16 protein-coding genes and 1 tRNA gene are annotated in these 18,194 nt (G+C 51.9%); 14 read left to right on the top strand and 3 right to left on the bottom strand.

All coding sequences use genetic code 11. The features are described 5' to 3' along the window. Window position 1: 1 nt before the first annotated feature. Entirely contained in the window at window positions 2-1,048 is a 1,047-nt protein-coding gene (locus KJS42_RS02620) for a YkvI family membrane protein (RefSeq protein WP_155605069.1), read from the bottom strand. Between the two features lie 598 nt (window positions 1,049-1,646). Between KJS42_RS02620 and xpt the strand changes: the two genes are divergently transcribed. The 4 genes from xpt to KJS42_RS02600 all read left to right on the top strand — a co-directional run bounded on the left by xpt (window position 1,647) and on the right by KJS42_RS02600 (window position 3,469). After that, window positions 1,647-2,219, top strand: coding sequence for a xanthine phosphoribosyltransferase (xpt, locus tag KJS42_RS02615; RefSeq protein WP_213621886.1), 573 nt, complete (start codon window positions 1,647-1,649; stop codon window positions 2,217-2,219). A 101-nt stretch (window positions 2,220-2,320) separates the two neighbouring features. Beyond that, window positions 2,321-2,653 (top strand): hypothetical protein, encoded by a 333-nt coding sequence (locus tag KJS42_RS02610; protein WP_009222820.1) that lies wholly within the window; start codon window positions 2,321-2,323, stop codon window positions 2,651-2,653. Between the two features lie 189 nt (window positions 2,654-2,842). After that, on the top strand, window positions 2,843-3,058 hold the full coding sequence (locus KJS42_RS02605; protein ID WP_213621885.1) for a hypothetical protein: 216 nt from the start codon (window positions 2,843-2,845) through the stop codon (window positions 3,056-3,058). 66 nt (window positions 3,059-3,124) lie between these two features. After that, complete coding sequence (locus KJS42_RS02600) at window positions 3,125-3,469, top strand: carboxymuconolactone decarboxylase family protein (protein WP_155605073.1); 345 nt, start codon at window positions 3,125-3,127, stop codon at window positions 3,467-3,469. Window positions 3,470-3,490: 21 nt separating this feature from the next. Here the strand turns inward: KJS42_RS02600 and KJS42_RS02595 are convergent, their stop codons facing one another. Further along, window positions 3,491-3,919 carry a YhjD family protein gene (locus KJS42_RS02595; RefSeq protein WP_155605074.1) on the bottom strand — a complete coding sequence of 143 codons (429 nt, stop codon included), beginning with the start codon at window positions 3,917-3,919 and terminating at the stop codon, window positions 3,491-3,493. A gap of 162 nt (window positions 3,920-4,081) precedes the next feature. On the opposite strand from KJS42_RS02595, the gene KJS42_RS02590 reads away from it, so the two are divergent. The 4 genes from KJS42_RS02590 to KJS42_RS02575 all read left to right on the top strand — a co-directional run bounded on the left by KJS42_RS02590 (window position 4,082) and on the right by KJS42_RS02575 (window position 7,772). Then, window positions 4,082-4,166 (top strand) — tRNA-Leu (locus tag KJS42_RS02590). Between the two features lie 161 nt (window positions 4,167-4,327). Next, window positions 4,328-5,665, top strand: a complete 1,338-nt coding sequence (locus tag KJS42_RS02585) for an alpha/beta hydrolase (protein ID WP_213621884.1) — start codon at window positions 4,328-4,330, stop codon at window positions 5,663-5,665. Beyond that, the gene (locus KJS42_RS02580; protein ID WP_213621883.1) at window positions 5,662-6,621 is read left to right on the top strand and encodes a LacI family DNA-binding transcriptional regulator; all 960 of its coding nucleotides are present in this window, start codon (window positions 5,662-5,664) and stop codon (window positions 6,619-6,621) included. The genes KJS42_RS02585 and KJS42_RS02580 overlap by 4 nt, the downstream gene beginning before the upstream one ends. Window positions 6,622-6,737: 116 nt before the next feature. Further along, on the top strand, window positions 6,738-7,772 hold the full coding sequence (locus KJS42_RS02575; protein WP_213621882.1) for a zinc-binding alcohol dehydrogenase family protein: 1,035 nt from the start codon (window positions 6,738-6,740) through the stop codon (window positions 7,770-7,772). 124 nt (window positions 7,773-7,896) lie between these two features. Here KJS42_RS02575 and KJS42_RS02570 read toward each other — a convergent pair whose 3' ends face one another. Next, window positions 7,897-10,239 carry an AraC family transcriptional regulator gene (locus tag KJS42_RS02570; RefSeq protein WP_213621881.1) on the bottom strand — a complete coding sequence of 781 codons (2,343 nt, stop codon included), beginning with the start codon at window positions 10,237-10,239 and terminating at the stop codon, window positions 7,897-7,899. 134 nt (window positions 10,240-10,373) lie between these two features. Here KJS42_RS02570 and KJS42_RS02565 point away from each other — a divergent pair, with 134 nt between their 5' ends. The 6 genes from KJS42_RS02565 (at window position 10,374) to KJS42_RS02540 (ending at window position 18,144) form a co-directional block, all read left to right on the top strand. Further along, window positions 10,374-11,882 (top strand): extracellular solute-binding protein, encoded by a 1,509-nt coding sequence (locus KJS42_RS02565; protein WP_213621880.1) that lies wholly within the window; start codon window positions 10,374-10,376, stop codon window positions 11,880-11,882. A 118-nt stretch (window positions 11,883-12,000) separates the two neighbouring features. Further along, complete coding sequence (locus KJS42_RS02560; protein ID WP_213621879.1) at window positions 12,001-13,557, top strand: extracellular solute-binding protein; 1,557 nt, start codon at window positions 12,001-12,003, stop codon at window positions 13,555-13,557. Window positions 13,558-13,753: 196 nt separating this feature from the next. Continuing rightward, complete coding sequence (locus tag KJS42_RS02555) at window positions 13,754-14,722, top strand: ABC transporter permease (protein ID WP_213621878.1); 969 nt, start codon at window positions 13,754-13,756, stop codon at window positions 14,720-14,722. Beyond that, window positions 14,722-15,597: a carbohydrate ABC transporter permease gene (locus tag KJS42_RS02550; protein ID WP_213621877.1), complete on the top strand. Its 876-nt coding sequence runs from the start codon at window positions 14,722-14,724 to the stop codon at window positions 15,595-15,597. The genes KJS42_RS02555 and KJS42_RS02550 overlap by 1 nt, the downstream gene beginning before the upstream one ends. Before the next feature lie 59 nt (window positions 15,598-15,656). Further along, on the top strand, window positions 15,657-16,784 hold the full coding sequence (locus KJS42_RS02545; protein WP_193415024.1) for a glycoside hydrolase family 88/105 protein: 1,128 nt from the start codon (window positions 15,657-15,659) through the stop codon (window positions 16,782-16,784). Further along, window positions 16,771-18,144: a glycoside hydrolase family 28 protein gene (locus tag KJS42_RS02540; RefSeq protein ID WP_213621876.1), complete on the top strand. Its 1,374-nt coding sequence runs from the start codon at window positions 16,771-16,773 to the stop codon at window positions 18,142-18,144. The genes KJS42_RS02545 and KJS42_RS02540 overlap by 14 nt, the downstream gene beginning before the upstream one ends. The last annotated feature ends 50 nt before the right edge of the window (window positions 18,145-18,194 follow it).

Below are 18,194 nucleotides of genomic sequence, written 5' to 3'. Positions count from 1 at the left end.
CTTAGCCTCTGGGGGTTTCTTTTTGCCGATATAAGCCCAGCATCAGCGCCCATAACAAACTGAACAAGCCAAACACAGGATACAGCACGGACAGTAGGGAACTAAAGCCAAACTGGCTGGTGATATAACAGATAAACAAAATCGTGACCGATATCAGCATGGGGGGCACCTTGATCCGCTGCTGCAACTGGAGGGTCACGCCATAAACATCGGCGACGAAGGTACTGAAGATTTCCATGAAAATAAGCAGGACATAGATCAGCTGGATGGTTGTCCCGAGCTGCTGAGCGATGCTGCCCATCGGGATTTCATACTGTACGATCCCTGGCATGTAGGCCGACAAAGCAAAATGACCGGCCATTAACATAAAACCAACCCCCAGACCGCCGAGAACGCCGCCCAGAACAATGACGCGACGGCTTTCGGTGTGGCTGCCGATGGGCACGAGCACTGCTTGGGCCATCGACAGGTTGAACGCGGCATACATCAACGGCGCCGCCCAGGCGGCGATCAGCGCGGAGTCGGTCTCCATCGTCAGAAAACGGGTTGCTCCCGGGGTACCGGCGGTATTTGATATGATCGCAAGTGACAGGATTAACATCATCGGCACAACGATGGAGTTCAGCTGCAGCACCCCGTTTATCCCTCGTCCCAACAGTAAATAGGTGAATATCAGGGTGATCCATAGGCCTGTCTGATAATGAAGCCCCAAATGCTCCATAAAGACGGAGCCGGCTCCCGCGAGCATCACGCTGTTAACGCCGATCAACACGATCAAAGTGAACAAACTCAATGCCCGGCCAATCCTTTCGCCGAAGAGACGGCGGTTCAGGTCCTCGTAGGAAGCGGCTTTGATGTCGCGGGCGAGCAGCATCATTTTAGTTCCGAGCCATACGAACAGCACTGTCGACAATAGGATCGTCAAGACGCCCCATTTGCCGTACCGGGTGAAAAACTGGAGAATTTCCTGTCCCGTCGCAAAACCGGCGCCAACGACGGTGCCGATATAGGTAAAAGCAATCTGCAGAACTTTTACGGCATTTTTCATGGTTTTCCCCCCGGTTCTTGTGCTATATATAGTACAGGGTATGTTGTCCAACAACGGGACATGACTTAAACCTAATGATGAGGTCGTCCCAAAAGTCGTCTTTCGATCACGAAGTGGAATAAAGGAGCTAACTCGACGTCGAATCTTGAATTCAGCCGGGCCTTCCGTTGCTCACGTAGGTCTGCCTACGCTCTGCTACTCAGTCCCTGGCTTCATCCAACCTTCTCGATGCTCGAAAGCCGCCTTTTTGGACCTCTATTGAACCGGTCGTCCCAAAAGTCGTCTTTCGATCACGAAGTGGAATCAAGGAGTTCGTCAATCTAACGGAACCCAGAGACGTTATTGATCGGAGAATAGGCGGATTCACATTCTAACGGAACGAGGAGATCCTATTTGGGGGATTTCTTGCTCGTTGACCGTTAAAATGGCCTAATAAGGTCTCTGTGTTCCGTTACAGCGGGAAATATCCGGGAAATGTGCAAATAAGGGCGTTACGTTCCGTTACGCTCCGCTCCGCCGCATGTTTACCCAAACCTCAGGAACACTTGAAACAGACTTTTGAACGGAAATATTGATCTTGATCTGTGGAGGAAATCACATGGAGTTATTAAAACAAAAGATCGTAGAGCAAGGGGTTATCGTCTCAGACCAAGTGCTGAAGCTTGACGGATTGCTTAACCATCAGGTCGATCCGCAACTGACGATGCAGATGGGCAAGGAATTCGCCAAACGGTTTGGCGATCAAGGGGTTACCCGCGTCATCACCGTCGAGTCGTCGGGGATCGCCGTGGCGTTCGCCACCGCTTATGAGCTGGGTGTGCCGCTCGTGTTCGCGCGGCGGAAGAAGACGTTGCTTGCCGAGCCGGACATGCTGTGCGAGCGGGTGCCCTCGTTTACGAAAGGCATCGTCACGGATATTCTGGTATCGCGTGATTTCCTTGGGGAGAAGGATCGAGTGCTGTTTATCGACGATATTATCGCCAACGGTGACGCCGCTCGAGGATTGATCCGAATCATCGCCCGATCCGGCGCTCAACTGGTGGGAGCAGGAATCGTCATCGAGAAATGCTTTCAACCCGGCGCTCAAGCGATTCGCGAGCAAGGCATTCGGCTTGAAACACTGGCGCGTATCGCATCTCTGGAAGGCGGCCGTATTACGTTCGTTGACTAGGACAAACGAATGAAGAAAAACCAGCCAAATTTCGGTTAATCCTTTGCAGGCCCCCTTTTTTTCGCTATAATGAGGATTACTAGGGAGAGGAGGCTTAAAGAATGGGGAAAGAATTGGCAGTAGACGCGGAGTTTTTTCTTTCGAAATTGTCCGAAGCGAAGGTTACTTTTGAACGTGCCCTGGATTGCAAACATACCGAGTTTGATGACCTTTATCCCTATATGCTTGAACATCCTCAGTTTTTCTGGTACAAACGCTATGTAGCATGGTCGCAATTGTTGACGATAGCCGGGCTGTGCCAAGAGCTTGATGTGCCCTGGAAGGAACAGTTCAGTCCGCAACAGGTAGGGTATTTGGAACAGAGAGTCATGTCGGCGAAAGTGCTTGATTTCTGGTTCGAAACGAATGACAGCCGAGAACATGCTTCTCGATAAGAGGGAACTGTACGGTTTCCGTATGCGGCCAGATCTAGATCCGGTACCGCACCGGTTGCTTTAGGCATCCAAAAGTCATCACGAAGTCCCGCTGGTTCACCGGCGGGGCTTTTTTTGCACGGAGCAGGCTCATAATGGACCTAACCCCCAACTATTGTATAATGAAATCCAGGAGGTGGACGTATTCGTATGATTTCAGACGAAACATTGGACCAATACCGGCTGTCCGGAGAAAAGGTTCGCGTCGTACGCGACGGTATTCCGGAGAACGACGTGCGGGGGATTGTAGTGGCTTGGGACGACACGCATGTGTTGGTCCGCAAACCGAACCGCAACGTGGTCAAGCTCGATCGTAATTACATTTACCAGCTTGCGAAGGAGCCACGGATTTCGCCGGTGGATTAAGCATATTTTTGACCGGGCGGGACATCGTATAAGTGCGGGTACAATAGCTAGGAAAGGATGTTTCGCATGTCGCAGGTCAGCGAGAAAATACGAGCTTACAAGGACGAAATTAACCGATTCGGGGAAGCCCTGCCGAAGGTAACCGAAGCGTACCATACGTTTACCGGCGAAAGCCTCTCGAGTGGTACACTGGATGCCAAGACGAAGCAGTTGATTGCCCTTGGGGTCGCGCTTTCGACGAACAACGAAATTTGCACGTTCTACCATGCCGAGGAGGCGAAGTCCAAGGGGGCGACCGATGCGGAGATTCTCGAGACGGTCGCCGTCGCTTCGGCTGCCTTGGCCGGGAATGCGTTATCCCAAGGCGTCACTCGGGTGCAGGAAGCGTTGAGCGTCCCGCCAGTTCAATAGATTTATCCGGAGAAGAGAACCTTAAGGAAGCGGATGCGCCTTGAGGTTCCTTTTGTCTGTTCGCTCCCGGGGTGAGCTAGGCGCTGGGGTACTGCCAGTCAAATATGCGCGCATCCGGGAGGACACCTCCCTTTGTAGGCCAGCCCACAATATCCGCATCTTCCCGTGATACCCTCGGCAGCGGTATTCGGCCTGAATCCCGTTCTCATCCTGGTGGATCCGCTCGATTTCGATGTTCCGCTCGCGGAATTTACCGTGTATTTCCGATAGAACAAGCGCAACGCGACGTTCGCCGCCGCGGATGAGGTCGACGTAAGCTTCGGGGCTCTTCAGCAGCCCGCTTTGTTCGAGAATTCGGGCATCGCGTTGAAACACTTTTTGCAAAAAACCAAGCAGTAACGCGCTCTTAATGAGGGATAGTTCCTCTTCCTTAATGCCGGGAACGGCCATAGGTCAACACCTCTTTATGCGAACTTATGTTCTTATCATACCCCAGGCTCGTGTTTTTAATCAAGGGTGTATCTTGAAAGTTTTACATTGACTTCTCTATGCAGTGCATGGTATGATCTATCTTGTCGCTGCAAAATATGATTTTTGCACGATAACCATTTTGCGGTCGTGGCGGAATTGGCAGACGCGCACGGTTCAGGTCCGTGTGGGCTAACCCCCCGTGGAGGTTCGAGTCCTCTCGACCGCATCGATTTATCCATAGAAAGCTCTTGATTCGCCTACGGCGAATGAAGAGCTTTTTTGTTTTTTGTACATAGCGGATCTCGTTGACAAAAGTTGAAGGCTGAACTAGTATCAACTTAACTTAAACGATTAAGTGGTATTAACCCATAGGAGGATGGTTATCGAATGAGCGCCGAAATCATCACACTTTCCAACGTTTACTCCAAGCTGTTGAACAACAAACGGGATATTTACGTCTATTTGCCTCCTTCTTATGAAGAAGCAATGAATCGCCGGTATCCGGTGCTTTATGCACAGGACGGACAGCATATGTTTGCATCGGATGGGATGGGAGGCTCGTGGGAGATGCATCTGACGGCAGATCGGCTAAGCAGGAAAGGCCAAATGAGAGAAGTGATTATCGTAGCCGTCTCCTCGATTTCGGATCAACGGGCATCCGAATATTTTCACGAGCATCCGAGCGTAAGCGAAGCGTTCCACGCATCCTGCAAGGGTGAGCTGTACGAACGGTTTCTCATTGAGGAATTGAAACCGATGATCGACGGCAGATTTCGCACTTTGAAGGATCGGGAGCATACCGCATTAATCGGTTCGTCCGCGGGCGGAATTGTCTCGTATCATATTGCGTTTCGCAGACCGGATGTCTTTGGTCAGGTGGCGATCATGTCGCCATTCCTGGTGCATACAGTAGTGAATGAACAAGGAGGCGATACGAACAAACAGGAACCGCTTCGTGAGCAAAAACTATATCACTCCTTCCCGGTTAAGCCGGCGGAGCTGCGGGTTTGGGTCGATGTCGGCGGAGCGGAAGGGCTAATCATGCCCCGACATGTACGGGCATTCGTCGACGAACTGATTGAGGTCGGCTTTAAGCCAGGGGAAGATCTGATGTTCTTGCTCGATGAGACGGCCGGCCATTCCCAGGCGGATTGGGCGGGGCGGTTGCATTGCCCGTTGTTGTATCTGTTCGGCGAGATTGGACGTCCTCATAACCTGCAATTGGCTGCTAGAGGGACAATCGGGCTGCAGGGCCTCCAAGGGCAGTTGAATCCGAAGGTGACTTACGACACCGGCTTCCAAATGAATTTGCTGGCAGCCGACTATACGGTGGATCGTCCGGAGGTTTTAACGGTTGACTCTAACGGCAGAGTCACTCCGCGAATCGAAGGGACGTCCAAAGTGACGGTACGTTATCGTGACCTTACCGGATCGACGAACTTCGAGATCGTCCCGGAGTTGCCAGATTACGTGCGGGTTGAAATCAGCGTGACCGTTCCGCCGACAACTCCGACAGACGCTCGAATCCATGCAGGATTCGAAATTCCGAAAGTTCGGGACGGCTTTTATCAGGGATGTTTTTTGCTGCCGAGAGATTTGGCATTTGATGTGAAAGTATCAAGGGGCTTTGGTTTTCATGAACGAAGAGATACGAATAGACGGTTTAATACCTCGACGCCGGTTCGCCTTCAGTTCATCGTAGAGGAGTGGGAGGACTTACTGTGAAAAAAACGACGATGAAAGACATCGCCCGTGAAGCGAAGGTATCGGTGGCGACGGTCAGCTATATTCTGAATAAGGTGGACAATCAGAAGATCACGGACGAGACGCGTTGCCGGGTGCTCGAAGCCGCTGACAAGCTGAATTATATCCCAAGTCTAACGGCACGTTCGCTTGTCCGCGGTAAGTCCGGTATGGTGGCCTTGCTCTTCAGCCGCAGCGAGCAAGACGGGTTATGGAAGAAGCTATATTACGGCATGCTGGCCGAACGAATGGACGAGCTCTGCAAACAGGCAGGCTATCACCTGCTCGTCCTGGGGATGGACGCTGAGAAGCCAACTCCGGAAATCATCCGTCAACGGGAAGTAGACGGGGTGCTGTTGGCCGGCGTGAAGAAGGAAACGTTCCGGGATATCTCGATCCACTTCAGCATCGGGGTACCGATCGTGCTGCTGGATAGCCATATCGATGATCCTTTGTTTCACAAGGTCGTGATAGATTATCGACAAGCGTTCGAGTTATGGAGAGAGCAAACGGCTGATCGAGGTGGACGGCACTTTCTTGTGTTGGATACACTTGCTAACAAGGGTACGGTGAAGGCCATTGTTGACGCGGCTCAGCTCAACGAAGAATCGGTTTTCGTACTGACGGCAGACAATGCGGACCGCTTGCCGGATTTTTTGGCGAGGCATCAAGGTGGTTGCGGAGTGGTACTGAATGAATTCGTTGGTGCGTTCGTGGCTCACGTTTCCCGAGGGCTGGATCTGGAGTTGACCGCCTTTTGTACGAGTGGCTGTGCGGAACTGCTGCCTCCGGGTGTACGTATGTTCACTTCGGAAGAGAACCGGGGACAGCTCGAAGCTGCTTTTGAGATCATGCAGTTTTATATCGAATCGAAAGATAAGGACCCCGAACAGGTGAGATCGGAATACAGCGAGTATATTTCTATTCCTTTAAAGTAATCTTTATAAGTATAAAAAAGGATACTATATAACACGAATGTGCGTACTTACGGAAAGGTTTCCATAACGATATATTTACGGACATAAGATCCACGAATTCCAAAGGAGGAAATCGAATGTCTGGAAACAAGATGAAAGCAGTCGGTTTAACCAAGTATTTACCCATCAATGATCCTGATAGCCTAATGGATGTGGAGATCGAGAAGCCTACGCCAACTGGCCAAGACTTGCTAGTCCGGGTTCATGCGATCTCCGTCAATCCGGTAGATGTGAAGGTACGGGGGCCAAAGAACCGGACGGAAAGCAAGCCAAGAGTGCTCGGTTGGGACGTGGCCGGCGTTGTTGAGCAGACGGGACCGGATTGCACGCTTTTTAAACCAGGAGATGAAGTGTATTATGCCGGGAGCATCACGCGGCCGGGCGGAAATAGTGAATTCCATCTCGTTGACGAGCGGATCGTCGGCCTGAAGCCGAGCACGCTGGACTTTGCGCAGGCAGCAGCGTTGCCCTTGACTTCGATCACCGCTTGGGAAGGATTGTTCCACCGTCTGGGCCTTTCTTCCGTCGAAGACGCTAACTCCGGGAAAACGATTCTGATCATCGGGGCCGCTGGCGGCGTTGGCTCGATCGCGACCCAATTGGCCAAATATGCGGGGCTTACGGTGATCGGCACCGCCTCCCGTCCGGAATCGGCAGCATGGGCAAAGGAACTTGGCGCCGATCATATCCTCAACCATTACGAAGAATTCGTTCCTCAGTTGAAGGCACTTGGCTTTGCGAATGTAGATTATATCTTCTGCCTGAACAGTACCGAGAAGCACTGGAAGAACATGGCGGACGCGATTGCGCCGCAGGGGAAAATCTGCTCGATCGTCGAGACGGACGAACGACTTGATCTGACAATGCTGAAAGACAAAAGCGTCACTTTCGTATGGGAGCTGATGTTTACCCGTCCGATGTTCGGAACGGCTGATATGATCGAGCAGCATAAGCTTCTGAACGAGCTGGCAGGCTTGGTGGACCGGGGGATTATCCGCACGACGGTGACCGAAAAGCTAACTCCGATTGATGCGGCTAATCTGCGAAAAGCCCATGCGATGCTGGAAACGGGACGTTCGGTGGGTAAAGTGGTGCTGCAAGATTTCGAATAAATATACCAAACCAGGGGCAGAGAATCTATCACCTGAGCATACGGGATAATCATGAAAAACGCCGCCTAGCAGGACTAGTCGCGGCGTTTTGTGTTCGAGTAGCGCAAGAAGCGTTGTCAGAGACCTAGATCGTTTCCCGAACCTTATCCAGCAAATGTGTTGCGGCGGTCTCCCTGAACTGCCCCGGCGTCATTCCCTCCACTTTGCGGAAGGAGCGGATGAAATTCTGCGAGTTGTTGTAGCGGAGCTTGGCCGCGATTTCCTTGACGGGCATTTCCGTTTCGCGCAGCCAAAGTTTAGCCATCTTGAACCGGTACATCGTGAGGTATTCGCTGAACGAGTACCCCGTTTCTTTCCGGAAGATACTGCTGATATAATTCGCATTGTAATGAAGGCGGGCAGCACAGGCCTCTAAGGTCAGATCGGCGTCGTATTCGTGTTGGATCAAATCGATGATTTTCTCCGAGATGTTCTGGTACTGGGCATTTTGCCGGTTGTTGAAGATACGGATCATCGGGTGGATGACCGTCGTCCAGTACCAATCTTCGATTTCCGCTTTGGTATGTAACCCCAGCATCTCTTCAAACAATGAACCGCCCGTAGGCTGGATTTGATGCAACGCAATTCCCGCTTCCTGCATCATCACCAGTAGATTGTTCAGCAGGCGGGTTAACGGGATTTGATATTCTTGCGGCGACAGCTCTTGACCGAATAAGGAATGAAATAGCCGTCCGGTGAGTTCTTTCGCTTTCTCCACCTCCGCCAGCTTAATCGCGTCCAATAAGTCATTTTCTTTATGGGTCGGGTAATTTACGTTCAGCACATGCTTTCCGGAGTTGATGTTCTCGTATTGAATAATGACCCCGGTGCCTAGCTTAATCCGGTATTTCAGCGCCTCAATCCCTTCGCGGTAAGCGATGGACAGCTTATGGATGGCCTGGAAAGGCAAGCTTAAGCCAATGCTGGCTTGCAGCTTCAGGCACTGATGGATTTCATGTTGCAGCTTCTCGGTCCAGGCATACACGGTTTGGTGAAACGAATCGGGCTCCCCGTCTGGACTTCCGATCAACGTCACAATCGTTTGATCCATGATCACCGGGGCGAACCGGCTTTGGGGATCAAGCAACTCTTCAATGATATTTTGCGCGGCGAACAGGAGCAGGTTGAGGTCCTTTTTTCCGTAAGCCGAATCATCCGTAAAATCAAGGGCCAACGTGAACACCGCCATCGTTTGCCAGGCATCGATTTGCTCATTGTAGCCGTATTGTTCAAGTTTCTCGAGCAATTGGCGTTTGGTGTAATGCCCTTGATACGCTTCGATCAAGGAAAAGGTACGCACCTGCCTAATGTGTTGGTGTACCTCTGTTTCGAGCTGGGATTTGGACTGAAACAAGCGGTGATACTCTTCGCCGATTAACTCAAATTCGTTGGCATGACTTCGGCGGACATCGGTCTTCCGCCGGCCGATCAGATTTAGAAGACGCTCGATCGGCGAGTACATTCGGCGTGAGCCGAACCAGGCCAAACCAATCGACAACATCAGCATCAACAGGCAGACATAGAACGTATAAAGCCCGATCTTTCCCGCCTCCCGGGTAAGGCTGCCAATGGAAGTCACCGAGAGATACACCCACCCGTTCAGCTGCGAACGCAAATAGGTGACGGAATATTCCTGCTTGCCGATGAACGTCTGAAATTGCCCGGCAGGCTGCGCTTCGTCCACGATTAGGGACGTATCTCCCCATCCGGATTCCTCCAACTGCCGGCCGATGAGCGACGGATCCGGGTGCATCAGAATTTGCCGGCGTTCGTTAACGACGATCACGCTGTCCGGCGGCTCGCTGTCGGTCGCCACGACATCCTGCAGGCTGCAGGCCGGAATGTTCGCCAATGCCAATCCGTACTTGTGCAAATTAGAGACCGGCAGCTTCTTGATTAGGCTGATGCTGTAGCTGCACGGTGCGGAATCGGCGTTCTCCTCACTGTAAAACCAGGAGGACGGGGTTAAAATCCAGGAGGTATCGTCAGGCGTGTTCATCAACCGTTCGAGCCCTTCGCGGTCCTTATACTCACTCATCCGGTACAAGCCCGAATTCTTTACCATCCAGTCCTGCTGCAGGTTGATCAATACGACATCCTCCAGTTTCGTATCGAAGGACTGCATGTTCCGGATTTCGTTTCGCAGATCGTTGTATAGTTTGAAATCGCTTTCACTTAACGGGTTTTGAAGAGTCTTTTTCAGTACGGTCGAGTTGACCACTTGATTTAAGGTTTGGTTGACAGTCGTTAATTTACGCTCTACATTGGAGTTGATTTGAGAGATCAGCTCCATTTTGCTTTGGTTGACATTTTTTTGGATCTCCCGGGTTGAGGTCAAATACGAAAAGGAACCGATGAACAGGACGGGCAGTGTACTCACGGCGATCGTAAAAATCATCAGTTTGCTTAAGAAGCTTAAGGGTTTCACCAAAATCAGCACCTGACCTTATCGATGAGAAGTCGTTATGTTCAAGTGTAAAGCGTCTGTAAAATAATAGCAATAATCATCTCGTGTGGCAATAATCATTTTGTATTATTCTTCGATATGGGGGGCTATAACGAATGTTCAGTACAAAAAGCGGGAAGCGCGGCTTCTCCGTGCTTATCCTTCTCCTGATCGTCGTTTGCTTGCTTGGCGGTTGCATGAACCGGGAAACGAAGCTTAAGGCGACAAGCGTGGACCGGCCTTTTTTATCCATATTAGCGCCGCTGCATTTTCCGCAGCCGCCATCCAAGGAGATTGTGGCGGAGATCGAGGAGAAGACCGAGGTTCGGCTGGATCTCAGGTGGGTGCCTGAGGGCGTCTATACCGACAAAATGATGACTGGGCTGACGACCAACTCCTTAGCTAAGGTCAGCTTCGTGAAATTTTCCGATTACCATCTGGTCAGGAACGCCATCCGCTCGGATGTTTTCTGGGAAATCGGACCTTACCTGGCAGAGTTTCCGAACTTAAGCAAGCTGGATTCGGAAATTTTGGATCAGGCTGCGGTTGACGGAAAGATCTACGGGTTGTACACCGAGCGTCCGTCCTCGCGGCAAGGCCTCATTTTGCGCAAGGATTGGCTGGACCGTCTCGGCTTAGAAGAACCTCAGACCCTTGATGAGCTCTATGAGGTGTTGAGACAATTTACATACGGTGATCCGGACGGCAACGGGAAGCAGGATACACTAGGTATCGTAGACCGGAACGATCTGGTTTACGGCATCTTCAAGACGTTAAGCTCCTATTTCGGCACGCCAAACAATTGGAAAGTCGAGGACGGCCGGGTCATTCCGGAATTTATGGCGGACGAATATTTGGATACGATGAATTATGTGAAAAAGCTGTACGACGAAAAGCTGATCAATCTGGATTTCCCGCTCACGAGCAAAGAAGTGCAGCGCGACCGGTTCATTCGCGGTGAGGCGGGCGTATTGATCGGAAGCATGACCGATGTACAACGCCTCTCCATTGAGGCGAGGGCGATGAACCCAAACGCTGATTTCACCCTGGTCAACCGGATTAATGGTCCGTACGGTTATAAGGTATGGTCGATTCCTAATTTCAACGGACTTTATTTGTTTTCCAAGAAAATGATCCCAACGGAGCAGGATCTAAAGGTCGCGCTGGGCTTTTTCGACCGGACGATGGATAAGGATGTCGCCAATTTGATGATGTACGGCTTGGAAGGAAGGCACTACAAGATAGAAAACGGGAAGGTCATCTTGCCGGAGGAGACCTCGCAGCTGCGAGTGAATGAGGTAAACCCGCTCTATTCGCTGATGATTGCGGATATCGGCAACCCCAATCTGATGGATGTCGCGCAAAAAGAGCATTTGACTCAAATCGCCGAACAGCTCAGTAAAGACAACGAAGCGTTCCTGGTTGACGATCCAACGATCCGGCTCAGCTCGCCGACGTACGACGAGAAGAGCGCAGAGCTGTCAACGATCATTAGCGATGCCACGTACCATTACATCCTGGGGCGCATCGATGCCGAAGGTTTTCGGCAAGAGATTGAACGGTGGAAACAAAGCGGCGGCCAAGCGGTCATCCGCGAGTTCGAGGATGCGTTATCACACCCATAATCATTTGTTCAGGTCCGCCGCTTGGCGTTGCCGTTATGAGGAAATGATTGTTTCCGTTATGCCTTTGGAAGGTTACCGTGGAAGGGTAAGCAATCCAAACCATGGGAGGTCCAAAGGTATGAAGAAACAATCATTCATCCTCATCCTGACCGCACTGTTATCACTTAGCGTTGTGCTGGCTGGTTGTGGAAGCGCTAACAATAGGGGGAGCGGCAGCCCGGCGGCAACAGAACCTGCTGCGTCCACCACGGACAACGGCGGGAACGCGCCTGTAGAGGCGGAGAAACCGACAGAAATCACGATTATGTTACCGCTAAATACGTCGGAAACACCCCCCGATACGATCAAAACCGAGCTGGAGAAGCTGACGAACACGAAGCTGACCTATCAGTTTTTTCCGGCGGACACGTATGAAGAAAAGCTGAACACCTCGTTTGCCACAGGCTCCTTACCCCAAGTGACCTACCTCAAAAACCAGACCACGTTTATTCAAATGAAAGAAGCGATCAAGGACGGGCAGTTTTGGGAAATTGGCCCTTACTTGACCGAATTCCCGAACCTTAACAAATTGAAACCGGAAATCCTTAACAATACGAAGGTGGAGGGGAAGCTGTACTCCCTCTATATCGGCAGACCGCTGGCGCGTCAAGGGATTATTTACCGCAAGGATTGGGCGGATAAGCTGGGGCTTTCCGCACCGGCCAATGTCGATGAATTGTTTGAAATGGCCAAGTCCTTCACGGAGAAAGACCCGGACGGCAATGGCCAAAAAGATACGACCGGCCTCGCGGACCGAAACGAACTGGTTTACGGCGCATTCAAGACAGTATCCGCCTGGTTCGGCACGCCTAATAACTGGGGCGAGCAGGACGGTCAGCTTCAGCCGGAATTTATGTTCCCGCAGTACATCGATACGATGGATTTCTTCAAGAAGCTGCGGGATAACGGCTACATGAACCAAGACTTTGCGGCGACAAGCAAAACCGATGCCGTCAATATGTTTACAAGCGGGAAGGCCGGTCTCTACATCGGCGGGTCCATGCAGGATATCGATTCGCTGAATAAGGATTTGATTAAGAACGTGCCGGATGCCGTACTCGATACGCACAGCATGGTTGCCGGACCAGACGGTGGATTCGCTCAATGGATGATTCCGGGGTACAACAATATCATTCTGTTCCCGAAATCGGCGGTCAAGGATGAAGCGGAGCTCAAGAAGATCCTTGCGTTCTTCGACAAGATGATGACGCCGGAAGTGGCTAATTTGATGTACTGGGGCATTGAAGGCACACATTATACCGTAGTGGAAGGCAAAGCCAAGGTTGCGGACGATAAGGAATTGATCGAACGCGAAGTGAAGCCGTTCAAGGACAGCGTCATCGGTGAAGCCGAAACGAATGGCATGTATGAGAGCTATAATACGCTGCCGGGCCGAATTCATGCTGAAGAGCTGATCAAGGAAAACGTGAAGGTAGGCGTTCCGGATCCGACTGCGGCGCTGGATTCGCAAACCTTTACGGATAAAGGCGTAGAACTGCAGCAATTGATTACGGACGCCACCTATCAATATATCTACGGCCAGATCGACAAGGCCGGCTTCGAGAAAGCGGTTGAGCAATGGAAGAGTCGGGGCGGTTCGAAGATTATCGAGGAATATAACGCGGCCATTAATTAAAATTCAAAAAGTCAGGTTTTCAGGATCAAGAAGGTTGGATGAAGCTAGGGCCTGAGTAGCGGAGCGTACTTTAGAGTACGTGAGCAACGGAGGGCCCGGCTGAATTCAAGATTCGACGCCGAATCTACGTCTTGAACTCCTTCGTCATGGAAAGATGAACTTTTTGAAGGACCTCATTGGAGAGAGGAAGATACGTATGAGTGAAGCGACCGCTCCATCCTCCGTCACGCCGAAGATTCCGCTCGGGAGACGCACGAAGACCGGACTTCTCCGAAAGCGACTATGGAGAAATAAATGGCTGTACCTGATGCTACTGCCCGGCGTGCTGTATTTCATCATCTTCAAATATTTCCCGATGTACGGGTTGATCATTTCCTTTCAGGATTATAAGCCGTATGACGGCATCCGAGGCAGCGAATGGGTCGGTTTGGAGCATTTCAGACGGCTGTTTACCGAGCCGGATTTCATGATCATTTTGAAAAACACGGTGATCTTGTTTGCGCTGAACCTGTTTATCTACTTTCCGGTACCGATCATTCTGGCATTGATGTTGAATGAGCTCAGGGGCCACTTCTTTAAGAGGTTGTTCCAGACGTTCGTCTACTTGCCGCACTTTATGTCCTGGGTCATCATCGTATCGATTACCTACGTGATGGTGACGATGGACGGCGGGATCATCAACGAGCTGCTGGTGTACTTTGGTCTTGAGAAAATCAATTTCCTGTTGAATCCCGAGTGGTTTCGGCCTATGTACATCCTCCAGGTCATTTGGAGGGAGGCCGGCTGGGGAACGATCATTTATCTGGCAGGCATGGCGGCTATCGATCCGGGATTGTATGAAGCGGCGCGGATGGATGGAGCCGGCCGGATGCGCCAGGTGTGGCATATTACGTTACCGTCGATCCGGGGCGTAATTATTACGCTGTTTATTTTGAAAATCGGGCATGTGCTGGATCTGGGCTTTGAGCATGTCTATCTGCTGCTCAACTCCATGAACCGACAAGTCGCCGAGATCATCGATACGTATGTGTATACCGCGGGGCTAAGGCAGGGCCAATATAGCTACAGCACGGCAATCGGTTTCTTCAAATCCGTTATTGGGCTAATTCTAGTGATGCTGGTGAATAAACTATCCAAGAGAATCGGGGAGGAGGGCGTTTACTGATGGTGGAGGACCGATCTGTCAGCGGCAGGATTTACGCTGCCCTCAATTTTACGCTGCTGGCCATCATTGCGTTGATTACGGTGTTGCCTTTCGTTCATGTCGTGGCCGGTTCGTTTACGACGAACGCCGAGCTCGCGGCCAATAAATTCGTGCTGATTCCTAAAGTGTGGAGCCTGGAAGCTTATCGATTTATTTTCTCGACCAATACGATCTTTAAGGCGATGAGCGTTTCGATTGGCGTGACGCTAATCGGCACGGTGTTCAGCATGTTGCTGACGGCGCTGATGGCTTACGGACTGGCGCGCAAGGATCTCGATGGCCGGAGAACGATCAACTTCTTGGTCGTCTTCACGATGTTGTTCAACGGCGGGCTGATTCCCACATTTCTGGTCGTCAAGGAACTGGGGATGATCGATACGTTCGCCTCCCTGATTATTCCGTCCTCGATCAGCGCGTTTAACATGATTATCCTCAAGAACTTCTTCCAGAACATTCCGGAGGGCTTGGAGGAGTCCGCCCGGATTGACGGCTGCAATGATTTTGGTATCCTGTTCAAAATCGTCTTGCCGCTCTCGATGCCTGCAATCGCTACGATCTCGCTGTTTTATGCGGTAACGTACTGGAACACGTACATGTCGGCCATTTTGTATCTTAACGAAAGCGCGAAATGGCCGATCCAAGTGTTGCTGCGGCAAATCGTCGTGCTGGCGAGCGGACTGGACCACAGTGCCGAGCTGGACGGGACTGTTCCGCCGCCGGACCAGACGATCAAGATGGCGGTAATTGTAGTTGCAACCCTGCCGATCTTGCTCGTGTATCCGTATCTGCAGAAGCATTTTGCCAAAGGGGCATTGTTGGGATCGATGAAGGGGTAAACGGGGCAAAGGGGATTCAATCGAGGGGAATCCAATTCTGAGACGGAAGGAGCTTGGGAATGACGATGCATGGTCCGAACACACCGCTCGAATGGGCGAGGAAGGCTTGCGATTCGTTGATGGACACCTACGCCGACGCGGGAAGCTTGCCTCCTGCGCATCGTTGGCATTACCATCAAGGTGTCTTCCTGTGCGGCATGGAGCAGTTGTGGGAGGTCGCTCAGGAAGAGAAGTACATCAGGTACATTCAACAATATGTCGATGATCTGGTGGATGAACGGGGCAACCTGTACTTCGCCCGCGATGAGCTGGATGCCGTGCAGGCCGGATTGCTCCTGTTCACGTTAGACGAACGAACCGGGGCAGCCAAATATCGGATTGCGGCCGACAAGCTGAGAAACCAGCTGCTGACGTTAAATCGCACGTCCGAGGGCGGTTATTGGCATAAGGATAAATATCCGTATCAAATGTGGCTAGACGGGTTGTATATGGCGGGTGTATTTTCCCTGAAATATGCGAATGCATTCGGAGAAACGGGGCTCCGGGCGGAGGTGCTCCGACAGGAGAAGCTGATGCGGAAATACATGCGGGACGAAAAATCCGGCTTGCTGTACCATGCCTGGGACGAGAGCCGGCAGATGCCGTGGGCTGATCCGGAGACCGGCTGTTCTCCGGAATTTTGGAGCCGCTCCCTTGGCTGGTATGGCTTGGCCGTATCTCAATTTCTCGATTTGCTCCCGGCAGAGGAGCCTGGGAGAGAGGAGCTTGCGGGTGCGCTGTCCGGTTTCGTGGACGCGCTAATCCGTTATCAACACAAGGAGAGCGGGCTGTGGTATCAGGTCGTCGATAAAGGCGAACGGCCGGATAACTGGCTGGAAACATCGGGCTCTTGCCTGTTTGTTTATACTCTGGCAAAAGCGGTACAGCTGGGCATTGTAGGCGAGGAAGCAGCGCAAGCCGCAATGCGGGGGTATGAAGGGCTTACCCGGGTCGTGGAATGGGATGAACTAGGCCGTCTGGTGGTGCCGGACATCTGTATTGGCACGTCTGCCGGCGACTATGACCATTACGCCGCCCGCCCTAAGGTAAAAAACGATCTGCACGGCGTCGGCGCGTTCGTGATGGCCTGCACGCAAATGGAAACGTTAATCAGCCGAATGGAGAATCAAGCCGATGTGCATGTATAATATCGCCGATTATGGTGCGGTGAAGGACAGCGGAGCTCCGGCAACCGCGGCCATCGCCGCTGCAATCGCGGCCGCAAGCGAAGCCGGGGGCGGCACGGTGGTCGTGCCGGCCGGGACGTTCTTGACGGGGGCGATCATCCTGAAGAGCCATGTCGAGCTTAGGCTAAGTCCCGGGGCGTTGTTATCCTTCAGCACCAATCCGGACGATTATCCGATGGTGAAATCCAGGTGGGAAGGAGTTCAAAGAGAGGTTCATGCCTCCTGTATTTACGGGGAGGATCTCGAGAATGTATCCGTAACGGGGAGCGGCTGCCTGCAGGGGAACGGGCAGCCTTGGTGGGAGAAGCACCGAAACCGCCCGGAGGAGCTTCAGTATCCGCGTCCAAAGCTGATTAGCTTCGACCGCTGCAGGAGGGTGACAATCAAGGACGTCTCGATGGTCGATTCCCCCAGTTGGACGGTAAATCCGATTCGTTGCCGCGATGTGACCATCGACAACGTATCGATTCTGAATCCAGCGGATTCGCCCAATACGGATGGGATTAATCCCGAATCCTGCTCGAACGTGCGAATCAGTAATTGCCATATCGATGTCGGAGACGATTGCATCGCCATTAAGGCAGGTACCGAGGAGACGGCGGAGCGGGTTTCCTGCGAGAACATTACGATTACGAATTGCACGATGATCCATGGGCATGGCGGCGTTGTCATTGGGAGCGAGATGAGCGGGAATATCCGCAACGTGACGATTTCGAATTGCGTCTTCCAACAAACGGACCGTGGCATCCGGCTCAAGTCCCGACGCGGTCGCGGCGGTATCGTCGAAGACATCCGGATCAACAACATCGTCATGGAAAACGTGATTTGTCCATTTATCATGAATCTCTATTACTTCTGTGGACCACGCGGCAAGGAAAAATACGTGTGGGACAAAAATCCTTATCCGGTCACGGATGAGACGCCGCATTTTCGACGGATTCATTTCTCCGACATCACCGCTCGTGAGGTTCATGCCTCCGCCGGGTTTCTATACGGCTTAGTAGAGCGGTATATTTCGGAAGTTACCTTCGATCACATCGAAATCTCGATGGCGAAGGACGCGATTCCCGGCCGCCCCGCAATGATGGCCGGGATTGAGGATATGGCGCGGCGAGGATTCTACTTGGGGAATGTGCAGGACGTGAGGTTTAACCAGGTGGCGATCGAAAATCATGAAGGTCCCGCCTTTTATATCGAGAACGGGGAGGACATCGAATTGACGGCTTGCCGCTCGAAGGGGACCGCCAAGCCGGAGAAGCTGGTGGAACGAGTGACAATCCCGTCGAATGAAGCAAGCTTCCCCGGGGAGTTGCCAGAATAACCGAAACAATGGAGAGGTGCACGTTTTTCGGGTCGTGGTCACAAATATCG

The sequence above is a fragment of the Paenibacillus sp. J53TS2 genome (assembly GCF_018403305.1).
GTDB classification, from domain to species: domain Bacteria; phylum Bacillota; class Bacilli; order Paenibacillales; family Paenibacillaceae; genus Fontibacillus; species Fontibacillus rhizolycopersici.
Note: the sequence above shows the minus strand (reverse complement) of the source record. Positions and strands in the feature narration are given on the sequence as shown.

Excerpts from the sequence above, each read along its gene's own strand:
- KJS42_RS02620 (WP_155605069.1), bottom strand. The coding sequence starts at position 1,048 with ATGAAAAATGCCGTAAAAGTTCTGCAGATTGCTTTTACCTATATCGGC.
- xpt (WP_213621886.1), top strand. The coding sequence starts at position 1,647 with ATGGAGTTATTAAAACAAAAGATCGTAGAGCAAGGGGTTATCGTCTCA.
- KJS42_RS02610 (WP_009222820.1), top strand. The coding sequence starts at position 2,321 with ATGGGGAAAGAATTGGCAGTAGACGCGGAGTTTTTTCTTTCGAAATTG.
- KJS42_RS02605 (WP_213621885.1), top strand. The coding sequence starts at position 2,843 with ATGATTTCAGACGAAACATTGGACCAATACCGGCTGTCCGGAGAAAAG.
- KJS42_RS02600 (WP_155605073.1), top strand. The coding sequence starts at position 3,125 with ATGTCGCAGGTCAGCGAGAAAATACGAGCTTACAAGGACGAAATTAAC.
- KJS42_RS02595 (WP_155605074.1), bottom strand. The coding sequence starts at position 3,919 with ATGGCCGTTCCCGGCATTAAGGAAGAGGAACTATCCCTCATTAAGAGC.
- KJS42_RS02585 (WP_213621884.1), top strand. The coding sequence starts at position 4,328 with ATGAGCGCCGAAATCATCACACTTTCCAACGTTTACTCCAAGCTGTTG.
- KJS42_RS02575 (WP_213621882.1), top strand. The coding sequence starts at position 6,738 with ATGTCTGGAAACAAGATGAAAGCAGTCGGTTTAACCAAGTATTTACCC.
- KJS42_RS02565 (WP_213621880.1), top strand. The coding sequence starts at position 10,374 with ATGTTCAGTACAAAAAGCGGGAAGCGCGGCTTCTCCGTGCTTATCCTT.
- KJS42_RS02560 (WP_213621879.1), top strand. The coding sequence starts at position 12,001 with ATGAAGAAACAATCATTCATCCTCATCCTGACCGCACTGTTATCACTT.
- KJS42_RS02555 (WP_213621878.1), top strand. The coding sequence starts at position 13,754 with ATGAGTGAAGCGACCGCTCCATCCTCCGTCACGCCGAAGATTCCGCTC.
- KJS42_RS02550 (WP_213621877.1), top strand. The coding sequence starts at position 14,722 with ATGGTGGAGGACCGATCTGTCAGCGGCAGGATTTACGCTGCCCTCAAT.
- KJS42_RS02545 (WP_193415024.1), top strand. The coding sequence starts at position 15,657 with ATGACGATGCATGGTCCGAACACACCGCTCGAATGGGCGAGGAAGGCT.
- KJS42_RS02540 (WP_213621876.1), top strand. The coding sequence starts at position 16,771 with ATGTGCATGTATAATATCGCCGATTATGGTGCGGTGAAGGACAGCGGA.